The organism is Pedobacter sp. MR22-3 (genome assembly GCF_026240075.1).
In the GTDB taxonomy this organism is placed as follows: domain Bacteria; phylum Bacteroidota; class Bacteroidia; order Sphingobacteriales; family Sphingobacteriaceae; genus Pedobacter.
Genome location: NZ_JAPIVF010000006.1, coordinates 250,537 through 261,971, shown reverse-complemented (window position 1 = coordinate 261,971; position 11,435 = coordinate 250,537). Strand labels below are relative to the sequence as shown.

The following is an 11,435-nucleotide window of genomic DNA, read 5'->3' as shown; positions in this document are numbered from 1 at the left end:
GTGGCTAAATTAATAAATTGGTCAAGAACTTCTCACTAATCAATGTAATAAATTAAATTTGTTGCCTAACAGATGAGAAAAATCATAATTTTAGTAAGCGTATTGTTATTGGGTGTGGCATCAATGTCCTATTTATACTTTTCTAAATTAGGGATTGAAAATGATGCCAAAGACCTGGCCCTCCAATCTGCAACCAACAATGCGGCCATCCTTTTTTCCTTTCAGAATGATAAAGCCTTTTATGAAATTATGGCAGGACAAGGCCTTTTACAGCAAGCTATTGGTGAAGAAAAAACAAACTTACTTAAACAACTGAAAGAAAGTTTTATCAATAAAAAGCTGATCAATAATTTTGTGCAGGACCAGGAGATTTACATCAGTTTACTGCCCGATACGAATCAAACCCTCAACTTTCTAATTACTGTACAGATCAGGCCAGATCAGGAACTCATCAATTTTCAAAACAAACTTCAATCGATCGTTAAGCCTGTAGTAAAAGAAAAAAATATTTATACGCTTCAAGTGAATGATAGCCTGAATGTATTTATGGGCATGCAGCATCAGGTTTTAACCGTATCAACTTCCTTAAAGTTAATCAAAAATGCCGCAATCAGGCTTAATGATAACCCTTTTACAGCCTATATTAAAGAATCAAGGCTGCTAAACAAAAACATTCTGGCACAACTGTACATTAATTTCAATCAGGAACCATTACTATTAAAGAATATTATTGCCGGAAGTATTAATGGCGAAATGGCCTTATTTAAAACACAAAACAGCTTTGCTACCTTGAATTATAATTTCAGCAAAGAGAAAATTTTGTTTAATGGCAATACAGAAATTAAGTCGGCAGATAACTACTTAAAATTGTTTGAGCGGATACCTGTTCAAAGCACCAATATTCAGAATATTATTCCCGATCGTACAGCCAGCTACACCGTATATGCCTATGATAATTACCAATCCTGGCAGCAAAAATTAGTCCGCTGGCAGACACTTAAAAACTTAACCGATAAAAGAAATGTATTGATCAAGAAGGTTAAAACAGAATACCGCACAGATTTAAACGCTATATTTCCGTTATATCTAAAAAATCAATTTATCACCTTTCAGTTAAATACCGGAGAAAAATTAGCTGCAATCTCATTGATTAACGGCGAAAAGGTAAAGCAACTTTTATTTGATGTAAGTGAGGACTATAGTGAAGAGATTAAACATTTTAAAACAGCTGATATTCTTTTTACTTACCTGGGTGAACCTTTTAAAAATTTTGTAAAGCCTTATTATGTTATTATTGATAATCAATTTGTTATCGCCAATAATGCAAGTACCGTTCAGTCTTTTTTAAATAGTTATAAAAACAATAAATTACTGATTCAGGAACCAGCCTATCTGGACGCCTTGAATCAGTTACCAAATACTTCAAATATTGGTTTTTATATTAACCTGAAAAACGCAAAGAATATCTTCAGAAGTCAGCTTCTGTTAAAGTATTACCAACATTTACAAGCAGATAGCGGATGGAAAGAATTCGACAGCTTTTATTATCAAATGAGTGCTGATCAAAACAAATTCATCACAAACATGCTTTTAAATAAATACATCAAGCCGAACCCGTCAGATTCGGCAAGTACCCGTTAAATAAGCGATAGCTAAAACCAATTTAAATGAAGAAATTTCTACTTACCATCACATTAATGGGCTGTGGCTATTTTGCTAACGCGCAACAATATGCCTTATTTGGAACCAGAACCATGTTTGATGCTTTCGAAAACGTTTCTCAAAAATCTTTCACTTTGGATTCTTCGCGAAAATTTTCATCAAATTTCTTTCTTCCAAATTTTGGTGCCAATTCAGCCAATATTGGCGAAGCAGCGTATTCCATCAGAAAGTTAACGCAGGAAGGTGTTAATGATACCAGAAATCTTCCGCTAGGTACAGGCGCTATCAATCACTTCTACTTAAATAGCAACGTTTATGTCGCAACTTTTCGCCTTTTCAAATCTTACAAATATCAGAAAGAAATAGGCTTAGCATGGCAGGTAAGAACAGATTCACATATTGATTACACTAACGAAACACTGGCCATATTTGATAATTATGATCGATTTCCTACAGCTACACCGCTAAATGGGATTTTTAACACAAAAGGTTATCAGCAATCTTATCATCAATTCAGTTTTACCTACAGAGAAAATTATAATAAACGGTTAGCCTTTGGATTAAAAGCAAGTGTATTGAGTGGCATTTTATACAACAAACTGGATATCACCAGTTCAAGCTTACGCGTAAATCCGGCATTAAACTCACTCGACATTACTTTTAATGGGAACTATGCGAGTAACTTTTCAGACACTGATGAAATAAACAAAAATACTTTTTTCCCAAATTTCAAAAACCCCGGTTTATCATTGAGCTTCGGCACAAATTATACCACAAAAAAGGGCTTGTTCCTAATGGCTAATGTTAAAGATTTAGGATTTATCTGGTGGAGAAGTGGCACCATCAATAATTCCATTAACAACCGGACAACAACGCTTAATGAGCTGAATGATGAATCATCTAACAACAATCAGGAAATAAGAGATATATTTTTAGGCGGACCAAGCGGAAAGTTTTTAGCAGCTACCAATGCCAAATTTGACCTCTATGTTTCCCGGCGATATGGCTTTTATAAGCCGGCATTGGTTGTTTCAAAAAATCTATTTTATAAAGGGGGTGATATTGCATTTGTCAACACCATTATCTATAATAATTTCTCCGCTAGCGTAACCCCGGTTTATAACCTGAACAACATCCTAATGATCGGGCTGCAAGGGAAGTATCAAACCCCAAACTTTGAACTTTTTGCAGGTACCGATAATTTATTTTCAACCTTTAACCAGGCCAGAGGGATTTACAACAAAACGGCAGATGTAGGAACAGGCCCTAACGGTGCTTCGGTTTATATGGGGGTAGGCATTAAGTTTGGCAATGTTGTTAACCATCCTCAATTTAGTGATGTAATACCCGGAATCAATGATCAGCAAGAAGGAAGTTTCTTTAAAAACCTGTTTTCTATCTTTAAAAGAAAATAATTAAACTTTTGGTTTAGGCTGGGTCACCACAAAATCTTTTAAATAAAAAGGCTCGAAGTAAGCTACATCCTCAAAGCAACTCTGATTAAAAGCATTAAAGGCTAAGGCCGACATATATTGGGCAGAATTAAAGTTGGATGGATGAAAAACTGCATTTGGATGATTCAGTGCTTCAGCACATTTTGCTGCACCATCACCCAAAAAGCTAACCTGATGTTGTGCCAGTAAATCTGCAAAACTGGTTTCATCAATAATTTTTGCGGAAGTAGGCTCCAGCAATTTTAAAGATGCATCAAATGTGGCCGCATAAACTTCCATTCTTCTGGCATCAATCATCGGACAAATCAGCGCCTCGTATGCAGGATTTTCCATCATAAAGCCGGCAGCCATCATTTCCAATGTTTCAATGGCAATTAAAGGTTTTTCGAGGGCATAGCATAAACCTTTTGCAGTGGAAACGCCAATTCTTAATCCGGTATATGATCCGGGTCCTTTACTAACAGCCACGGCATCCACATCCTGATAAGTTAAACCAGCTTTCCTGATTACTTTTTCAATAAAGAGCGTCAGATTAGCGGCATGTAGGTTTTGTCCGCTTTCCTCTTTCAGTACAATTGTTTTTCCATCAATTGATAAAGCCACTGAACAAACCTGCGTAGCAGTTTCTATCTGAAGTATTTTAGCCATATCGCAAAGGTATTAAAAAATGTAAGAAGGTGTTGAGTTTGGAATTTGGAGTCCAAAGTCTGAAGTCCTAAGTCAGAAGTTTGTGAATGAATAAACAACTAACCATTGACCAATAAACTCAGCTAAGGAACCGGATCATGGCCATGTTCTCCCCAGGGATGGCACCGGCCAATTCGCTTCAGAGCCATCCAGCCGCCTTTAAATGGCCCATGTTTGCGAATTGCTTCAATTCCATATTGCGAGCAAGTTGGCGTAAACCTGCAGTTTGCCCCAAGTATCGGGGATATGGCATATTGATAAATCCTGATCAGACCTAAGAATAGCCAGGCAAAAACTTTATTCAACAACTTCATTTGGCTGAATTAAAGTTTTAAAACGCTTGAAAGTAGCAATCAATTTCTTTTGAATGAAGGTAAACTCATATTTCTGTTTTCCTACATATTGAATAGAAAACAATAACAACCCTTTATCGGCTGACAATTGATTATAAAAATATTCCTGTTTATTCAGGCGATAAGCTTCGCGGATGCGTCGCTTAAGCAGGTTACGGTCTACCGCCCGTTTATATCTTTTCTTAGGAACATTGATAACCACCTGCGCAGGAACGCCTGCTGGTTCATCCAAAAAAAGATAAGAAATGCGAAAGGGGTATAATAAAAAAGAAGAACCGTTTTTAAACAGCAGATCTAAATGTTTTCTGCTGCATAACCGTTCTTCTTTCCTGAATGTGTACATATATTTTTGATTGATAATTGCAGATTTTGCTCTGCCGATTCCGAATCCGGAAAAGCAATCAAAAACTATGCTTTATGCTTGCGTTCGTCAGAAACTGTTAATCTTTTTCTTCCTTTAGCACGACGTGATGCTAATACTCGTCTGCCGTTAGCTGTTGCCATTCTTTCGCGGAAGCCGTGTTTGTTTCTTCTCTTTCTTTGCGAAGGTTGGTATGTTCTTTTCATGACTGTATATTATCTTATTAATTTCAAAATTAAGAGGTGCAAATATAAAGTGATTTCTCTACAAATGCAAGCGTGTTTAGTTTTTATTTTTAATTCCGTTTAAATCTTACCGTTTTTAAAAACATTTAAGATTTAATATATGCTAATTATAATCCCAAAGCTGCTTTCAGCTTCACATAACCCGTTTTACTTACCGGCAGCCAGATATCCGATTTCAGCAAGACCACGTAACTATCCTTTTCTTTCAATTCTATCTTAGTCACTTGCGCCAAGTTAATAATATAAGAACGGTGTATACGAATGAATTGACCGGCATCTAAAGTCTGCTCAAAATAGGCCATGGTTTTATTTTTATAGAAAATTCCATCCACCGTATTCATTTTCACATAATCATCATCGGCTTCCAGGTAATTAATATCAGCTGTTGGAATAATTTTGATTACACCATCTTTTTTAATCACCACCCTGTTGTTTTGCGCAGGACTCAAAGCTGCCGCATCTAAAACAGCTTCTGTATTTTGCTGTTGATTCAACCGGCCGGGAAGTTTTTTCATGGCTGCTTCAAACCTACCCTTATCAATAGGTTTAAGCAGATAATCAACAGCATTTACCTCAAAAGCTTTAATGGCAAATTCATCAAAGGCAGTGGTAAAAATTACTGCAGGTTTATCATCTACCAGTTCCAGCATTTCAAAGCCACTTATTTTAGGCATTTGGATATCCAGAAAAATAAGATCCGGCTGGTGCAGCGTAATGGCCTTTAATCCTTCAAATCCATCGCAACACTCTGCAACCACCTCTATTTCAGTATGATCAGAAAGATAAAACTTAACAATATCTCTGGCTAAAGGTTCATCATCAATGAGTATCGCTCTGATCATTTTTTTGTGGAATTTTTAAGGTGGTAATATATAAATTATTTGCCTCAATTTCTGTTTGCAATAAGTGCGGATTAGCAAATAAAAGATAAAGCCTCCGCTTGATGGCACTTAAGCCAAAACCCGTTCCGCCAGCGGCCTTCATTTCCGGATCGAATGGATTTTGCACCCTTAAGGATAAAACATGATTCGCTAAAGTAACATCTACCTTAATGGTGATTCCGGCTGATGTATTGTACAATCCAAATTTTATGGCATTTTCTACAATGGGCTGCAACAATGTTCCGGGCAGGCTTAAGTTTAACGTATCCTCGGCAACATTAACTTCTACATTCAAACGGTGGCTGAATCTCACTTTTTCTATATCAAGATAAAGTTGAATATATTCCATCTCCTCCTCCACCGTAACCCATAATTCATCATCACGCTTAAGCGTACCCCTGAGGAATGAAGCCAGTTTCGTAATCATTACACCTGCTTCCTTAGGATTAATCATCGTTAAAGCGAAAACAGAATTCAGGCTATTAAAAAGAAAGTGTGGCTGCAGCTGATGCCTTAGCTTATTTAATTCAGCTTCTTTGGCGAGGCTTTTGGCAGCCGTAAGGCGTTCGTGGGTTTCTGTTTGCTCTTCCAGCCGGTACCATAGAATATTGGCTATGGCGCACCATCCGAGGCACATAAATGTAATCAGTCCGCGGAAAGCAAAAGAAAAATTATAAAATTCCTTGTATTCCTTAAAATCGGCGAACAAATAAAGCAAGATATACTTTGCCGTGAAAATAACCACAAATGTTAAAGCCAGACTGACAATGAGCACATAAAGAATACGTTCATTTTTAGGCTGATAATAACCCAGCATATTGCTGATTCCGATACAGGCCGCTGCTAAAAGCACATTACTTACAGCGCTATCAGTAAAGGCGATTATCCATGAAAAGTGAATTACATAATGCAACCCTATGGCACACAATATAGTCCACGCTACAGCAAAGCTGAAGGAGATCTTTTGTATCTGCGGAATAGATAAAGGTCTGGTTGTCAAAACAGTTTGGTTTAGTTTAGTAATGATTAGTTTAATGCAATCGGCCCTGGTAAAAAGCCGAAAGTATGCGTTTATGATAAATGGTGGTAAATCACTTATCTTTGGTTCACTGTCAGATGTTATGCTTCAATACATTGAATCCCTTAAAAACTTTTAATTTCTATCCCGCCAAACATTGCTGTTCCATCTAAGATCAAGGTTTTTTGAATATCACCTGTAGGCGTTAAATGCGATCTTTTATCTTCTACACTACCAAAAATTGCTGTAACATTTGATTTAATGGCCCAGTTTTGTGGAACGATTAATTTTATCCCACCAAAAATTGCCGTAACATCTAAACTGGCCGTTTCAGCAAAATCTGCCTGAGTCATAATGATATCTGCACCGCCAAATACAGCTGAAATATCGCCACCCTTAAAATTTTTAGAATAAACCGTTTGATTGTTACCTCCAAACACAGCCACAACATCTATAACATCATGATCAAAAGCATGCTGATCCGCCGTTTTAAATTCTTCTTCATTTGTATCGGCAGTATTGAACTGATCTTTGAATTTAGCTTTCATTTTTCGTTTTACTTTAACGCGATCATTGGGTCTCATGATTAAAAAAGCACCAATAATCACCAAACCAAACCCCAGTGCATATTTTGAAAGGTCAAAATCAAAATCCATCCTATCAATGGTATTATACGTACCTATCAAAACTAGAATCAGCCAGCCTATACCTTTAAAATTCCGGCGAATACCTAAATATATCCCCAATACGATAAGCAGACTCCAGATGCTGAATATCCACCTCGGAAAATCCAGGCCAAGGTTATTTAATAAAAAAATGAAGCCAATTGCCGCGATGACGAGGCCGCCAACAACCCTACCCGAAGTATTCTGACGATTATTATGATTGATGTTTTCCATTTCGATTACTTACTATTTATACATCAAAGATGTTGATAAATTAAGTCCTTCAATATACCTGCACCATAAAAAATGGCTAAACAGCGGTGAACAGCCTTATTTTATCGGTAAAAATATTTCTTAATTTGAGCCCATGAAATATTTACTTGGCTTACTTTTTCTAACTGCTGCTATTGGATTGAAGGCACAAAACCTTAATTTGCCTTATAAAATATATGATGTAAGAAAACAAAAGGTAATCTCTGTTGATGATATTATTGCTGACATGAAAAATGCGGATGTGTTATTTTTCGGCGAAGAGCATAATGATTCAGTTGGTCATGATCTGGAAGCAAAGATTTTTGAGAAACTCAACAAAACCTACCCACAACAAGTAGCACTTAGTATGGAAATGTTCCATACTGATGTTCAGCCGATCATGAACGAATTCCTGGCTGGCTTAATTTCTGAAAAAAACTTTATTAAAGAAGGCAGGGCCTGGGAGAATTATAAGGATTATAAGCCTTTAATTGAATATTCAAAAGCAAATAAATTACAGGTTATTACAGGAAATGCTGCAGCCCGATACAGTAATGCCGTTACTAAAGAAGGCTTGGTTGTGCTTGAAAAATTTCCTGCAACATCATTAAGCTTTTTGCCGCCCTTACCAATAGATACTGCAACAGGCAGATATTATCAGAAATTTAACCAATTATTGGGTGGCCACGGCATGGGCACAATGAAAGTTTATCAAACGCAGAATTTCTGGGACGCTACCATGGCCTGGTCTGTTTCAAAATTTATCAATGCCAATAAAGGCATCAAAGTCTTTCACATTAACGGCCGTTTCCACAGTGACGAAAAATTGGGAACACTGGCGAAACTACAGCAATATTCGCCAAAAATTAAGATCCTGAATATATCTGCCTTTTCAGACCCTGCATTTGAAAAACCAGATTGGGCAAAATTTAACAACTTAGGCGATTACATCATCATCACTGATCCAAAATTGAAAAGAAGCTATTAACCTGAAGTTCAATAATTATTTACTGCTATTTATCCCCCTTTATGAAAGCGGGGTATTATATGCTGGCGATGAGCTCAGGGTAACATTTCAAATTTATGATATAGCCCTATGTATGTTAAGACTTTGCTTTAAGCAAGTCTCTGATTTCAGTTAACAGCATTTCTTCTTTTGGTGGAGCTACTGGTGCAGCAGCAACAGCCTCTTCCTTACGTTTCATTTTATTAATAGCCTTAATCATCATAAATATAACTAAAGCCAGTAATATGAAATTGATTGCTACTGTTATAAAATTACCATAGGCAAAAATTGCTGCCCCTTCAATTTTTTTCGCATCTGCTAAAGCAGTACCTTCTGGTACAGCCCCCCTTAATACCAGGTATAAATTGCTGAAATCTGGTTTCCCGATGATTCCGGCAACCAGCGGCATAATTAAATCATTAACCACACTGTCAATAATCTTTCCGAAAGCGCCTCCAATAATTACACCAACAGCCAGATCCATAACATTGCCTTTGATTGCAAATTCTTTAAATTCTTTTACAAAGCCCATTATATCTGTTTTAATTTATTTACTAAAGTAGCAAACATTAAACTCAATACAAACGTTTAGCGAATAATTTAATCCGTAACCAAGTCATTTGGTGTAATTCCAAAAAAATCTGAAATGATTTGTTTATTTTTGACGCCATTCTACTATATCATATGCTAAAGCAACACTTACAACAAAAATTATTACAAAAGTTATCACCACAACAAATCCAGTTTATAAAATTGTTGCAAGTACCAACCGTTGCTTTAGATACCAGGATTAAGGAAGAATTGGAAGAAAATCCTGCATTGGAAGATCCGAGTTTAATGACGCAGGAAGAACCAAAAGGTGAATATGATGACCTGAATGATGGTCCGGAAGAATTTGAAAGTCAGGCTGAAGATAATAATACGGATGAGTTTAATGTAGATGATTATCTGCAGGATGACAATACCAATGACTACAGCACCAATTACAATAATGGCGATGATGATGAGGAGAAAAAGGAAACACCTATTGCAATAGAAAGTACTTTTTTCGAAAGTCTTCAGGAACAATTAGACCTGGTTCCACTTTCAGATCAGGATTTTATTATCGGAAAACAGATTATTGGAAGTTTGGATGATGATGGTTATTTACGCCGTCCCTTAGGCTCGATGATTGATGATCTTGCATTTTCACAAAACGTAATGGTGGAAGAGGAAGATGTACTGGAAATGCTGAAGCTGATTCAAAGCTTTGATCCTCCGGGCATTGGTGCACGCGATTTAAAAGAATGCCTGCTGATCCAGTTAAAAAGGAAAGATCCGGCAAATCCGATCATCATAAAGGCAATGAATGTGGTTGAAAATTACCTGGATGAATTTACACGCAAACATTATGACAAACTGGAGAAAAGCCTGGGTTTGGATAGTGAGGAATTAAAAGAAGTTGTTAATGAAATTCTCCGCTTAAATCCAAAACCTGGAGATGCCAACCAGGTAACCACTAAGCAAATGCAAATCATTCCTGATTTTCACATCAGCAATAATGATGGCGTCCTTATTTTAACCCTGAACTCCAAAAATGCACCCGAACTTAAAGTAAGCCGCTCCTACCAGGAAATGTTTGAGCATTATGATAAAGCATCTTCAAAAGATAAAAAGCTAAAAGAAGCGGTTCAGTTTGTAAAGCAAAAATTAGATTCTGCCAAATGGTTTATTGATGCCATTAAGCAAAGACAACAGACGCTGCTTAAAACCATGAATGCCATTATGCACTATCAGTATGAATACTTTTTAACTGCTGATGAACGTAAAATGCGTCCGATGATTTTAAAAGATATTGCCGATAAAATCGACATGGATATCTCTACGGTATCCAGGGTAGCAAACTCTAAATATGTTCAAACCGAATTTGGTACATTTTTATTAAAATCATTTTTCTCTGAAGCCATTCAGACTGAAAATGGTGAAGAAGTTTCCAATAAGGAAGTTAAAAAAATTCTGGAAGATTGTATTGGGAATGAGGATAAACGCAAGCCCCTGGCCGATGAAAAGCTGACTGAGATCTTAAAAGAAAGGGGTTATAATATTGCCAGAAGAACTGTAGCCAAATACCGGGAACAGATGAACATTCCGGTGGCCAGGTTAAGGAAAGAATTATAGTTGTTTATTTGGGTATTGGTTAGAGACGATTTTTTTCCAGGCAAATACTAATAAAATACAGACATCATTATTTCGATTGGTGAGACACCCAACTGATAAATAATTGTTATTGACTCATCATTCTCATCCTGGTTGGTGTCTTGCCAGGTAGCTGCACTTTATTCATTAATCTGTCATATACAGGAATATAGACATGATTTTTCCATGTTAAGTGAATAATCGATAGGTAAATATTAGTTGCCGGTTTGATCTGACTGGTCACCACTGCCTAGTTTTTCTGAGAAATCTTTTGCCCGATCATCTGCAGCAGTATCGCCCTGTTTTTCTGGTTCTAAGTTTTCATCCAGGCGGTCATTCCAGTCATTTAAACCTGTAGAAGGATTTTCCTGGGCTTGCTTAAAAAATGTTGATTTTTCCTGATCTTTGTTTTGATTTTCCATTGCGGTGAGTTTACATTCATAACACCCCAATAGTAGAAAAGTTTATTTCGTGCTGATTATTTGTGAGCAGGCTCATCCTTCGCATTTTTAAACGCTTTCACACTTCTGCCGATTCCGCGCATCAGTTCCGGCAACTTTTTACCGCCAAAAAGTAACAGGATTATAACACCAATTAATATGATTTCTATAGCCGACATAAATTATTTTTAAACAAGATACGCTAAAATAAGTAATATTGTTTTTGAAATATGACT

14 protein-coding genes are annotated in these 11,435 nt (G+C 36.7%); 4 read left to right on the top strand and 10 right to left on the bottom strand.

Annotation, left to right across the window (positions count from 1 at the left end; translation table 11 throughout):
* Nucleotides 1–72 precede the first annotated feature (72 nt).
* Together OQ267_RS16350 and OQ267_RS16345 are read left to right on the top strand one after the other, a co-directional pair.
* Nucleotides 73–1,641, top strand: coding sequence for a hypothetical protein (locus OQ267_RS16350; protein WP_265836925.1), 1,569 nt, complete (start codon nt 73–75; stop codon nt 1,639–1,641).
* 26 nt (nt 1,642–1,667) lie between these two features.
* Nucleotides 1,668–3,077, top strand: coding sequence for a DUF5723 family protein (locus OQ267_RS16345; protein ID WP_265836923.1), 1,410 nt, complete (start codon nt 1,668–1,670; stop codon nt 3,075–3,077).
* Here the strand turns inward: OQ267_RS16345 and tsaB are convergent, their stop codons facing one another.
* From tsaB to OQ267_RS16310, 7 genes are all read right to left on the bottom strand, one after another.
* A complete protein-coding gene (gene tsaB / locus OQ267_RS16340) occupies nt 3,078–3,764 on the bottom strand; it encodes a tRNA (adenosine(37)-N6)-threonylcarbamoyltransferase complex dimerization subunit type 1 TsaB (RefSeq protein WP_265836921.1) in 687 nt (228 codons plus the stop codon).
* A gap of 122 nt (nt 3,765–3,886) precedes the next feature.
* A complete protein-coding gene (gene yidD / locus OQ267_RS16335) occupies nt 3,887–4,117 on the bottom strand; it encodes a membrane protein insertion efficiency factor YidD (RefSeq protein ID WP_265836919.1) in 231 nt (76 codons plus the stop codon).
* Nucleotides 4,101–4,499 carry a ribonuclease P protein component gene (locus OQ267_RS16330; RefSeq protein WP_265817600.1) on the bottom strand — a complete coding sequence of 133 codons (399 nt, stop codon included), beginning with the start codon at nt 4,497–4,499 and terminating at the stop codon, nt 4,101–4,103. The genes yidD and OQ267_RS16330 overlap by 17 nt, the downstream gene beginning before the upstream one ends.
* Before the next feature lie 65 nt (nt 4,500–4,564).
* Complete coding sequence (gene rpmH, locus OQ267_RS22490; RefSeq protein ID WP_010601723.1) at nt 4,565–4,723, bottom strand: 50S ribosomal protein L34; 159 nt, start codon at nt 4,721–4,723, stop codon at nt 4,565–4,567.
* A gap of 146 nt (nt 4,724–4,869) precedes the next feature.
* Nucleotides 4,870–5,604, bottom strand: a complete 735-nt coding sequence (locus tag OQ267_RS16320; RefSeq protein ID WP_088300554.1) for a LytR/AlgR family response regulator transcription factor — start codon at nt 5,602–5,604, stop codon at nt 4,870–4,872.
* Nucleotides 5,582–6,643, bottom strand: coding sequence for a sensor histidine kinase (locus OQ267_RS16315; RefSeq protein ID WP_265836917.1), 1,062 nt, complete (start codon nt 6,641–6,643; stop codon nt 5,582–5,584). Before OQ267_RS16315 ends, OQ267_RS16320 begins: the two co-directional genes overlap by 23 nt.
* A gap of 143 nt (nt 6,644–6,786) precedes the next feature.
* Nucleotides 6,787–7,560 carry a LiaF transmembrane domain-containing protein gene (locus tag OQ267_RS16310; RefSeq protein WP_088300555.1) on the bottom strand — a complete coding sequence of 258 codons (774 nt, stop codon included), beginning with the start codon at nt 7,558–7,560 and terminating at the stop codon, nt 6,787–6,789.
* A gap of 133 nt (nt 7,561–7,693) precedes the next feature.
* On the opposite strand from OQ267_RS16310, the gene OQ267_RS16305 reads away from it, so the two are divergent.
* Nucleotides 7,694–8,566, top strand: a complete 873-nt coding sequence (locus OQ267_RS16305) for a ChaN family lipoprotein (RefSeq protein WP_265836916.1) — start codon at nt 7,694–7,696, stop codon at nt 8,564–8,566.
* 115 nt (nt 8,567–8,681) lie between these two features.
* On the opposite strand, the gene mscL is transcribed toward OQ267_RS16305, so the two are convergent.
* Entirely contained in the window at nt 8,682–9,116 is a 435-nt protein-coding gene (gene mscL, locus OQ267_RS16300; protein ID WP_088300557.1) for a large conductance mechanosensitive channel protein MscL, read from the bottom strand.
* A gap of 152 nt (nt 9,117–9,268) precedes the next feature.
* Between mscL and rpoN the strand changes: the two genes are divergently transcribed.
* Nucleotides 9,269–10,741: an RNA polymerase factor sigma-54 gene (rpoN, locus tag OQ267_RS16295; protein WP_088300558.1), complete on the top strand. Its 1,473-nt coding sequence runs from the start codon at nt 9,269–9,271 to the stop codon at nt 10,739–10,741.
* 233 nt (nt 10,742–10,974) lie between these two features.
* On the opposite strand, the gene OQ267_RS16290 is transcribed toward rpoN, so the two are convergent.
* Nucleotides 10,975–11,181 carry a hypothetical protein gene (locus OQ267_RS16290; protein ID WP_265836915.1) on the bottom strand — a complete coding sequence of 69 codons (207 nt, stop codon included), beginning with the start codon at nt 11,179–11,181 and terminating at the stop codon, nt 10,975–10,977.
* Nucleotides 11,182–11,237: 56 nt separating this feature from the next.
* Complete coding sequence (gene tatA, locus OQ267_RS16285) at nt 11,238–11,378, bottom strand: twin-arginine translocase TatA/TatE family subunit (RefSeq protein ID WP_265817596.1); 141 nt, start codon at nt 11,376–11,378, stop codon at nt 11,238–11,240.
* Between the last annotated feature and the right edge of the window lie 57 nt (nt 11,379–11,435).

Excerpts from the sequence above, each read along its gene's own strand:
- OQ267_RS16350 (WP_265836925.1), top strand. The coding sequence starts at position 73 with ATGAGAAAAATCATAATTTTAGTAAGCGTATTGTTATTGGGTGTGGCA.
- OQ267_RS16345 (WP_265836923.1), top strand. The coding sequence starts at position 1,668 with ATGAAGAAATTTCTACTTACCATCACATTAATGGGCTGTGGCTATTTT.
- tsaB (WP_265836921.1), bottom strand. The coding sequence starts at position 3,764 with ATGGCTAAAATACTTCAGATAGAAACTGCTACGCAGGTTTGTTCAGTG.
- yidD (WP_265836919.1), bottom strand. The coding sequence starts at position 4,117 with ATGAAGTTGTTGAATAAAGTTTTTGCCTGGCTATTCTTAGGTCTGATC.
- OQ267_RS16330 (WP_265817600.1), bottom strand. The coding sequence starts at position 4,499 with ATGTACACATTCAGGAAAGAAGAACGGTTATGCAGCAGAAAACATTTA.
- rpmH (WP_010601723.1), bottom strand. The coding sequence starts at position 4,723 with ATGAAAAGAACATACCAACCTTCGCAAAGAAAGAGAAGAAACAAACAC.
- OQ267_RS16320 (WP_088300554.1), bottom strand. The coding sequence starts at position 5,604 with ATGATCAGAGCGATACTCATTGATGATGAACCTTTAGCCAGAGATATT.
- OQ267_RS16310 (WP_088300555.1), bottom strand. The coding sequence starts at position 7,560 with ATGGAAAACATCAATCATAATAATCGTCAGAATACTTCGGGTAGGGTT.
- OQ267_RS16305 (WP_265836916.1), top strand. The coding sequence starts at position 7,694 with ATGAAATATTTACTTGGCTTACTTTTTCTAACTGCTGCTATTGGATTG.
- mscL (WP_088300557.1), bottom strand. The coding sequence starts at position 9,116 with ATGGGCTTTGTAAAAGAATTTAAAGAATTTGCAATCAAAGGCAATGTT.
- rpoN (WP_088300558.1), top strand. The coding sequence starts at position 9,269 with ATGCTAAAGCAACACTTACAACAAAAATTATTACAAAAGTTATCACCA.
- OQ267_RS16290 (WP_265836915.1), bottom strand. The coding sequence starts at position 11,181 with ATGGAAAATCAAAACAAAGATCAGGAAAAATCAACATTTTTTAAGCAA.
- tatA (WP_265817596.1), bottom strand. The coding sequence starts at position 11,378 with ATGTCGGCTATAGAAATCATATTAATTGGTGTTATAATCCTGTTACTT.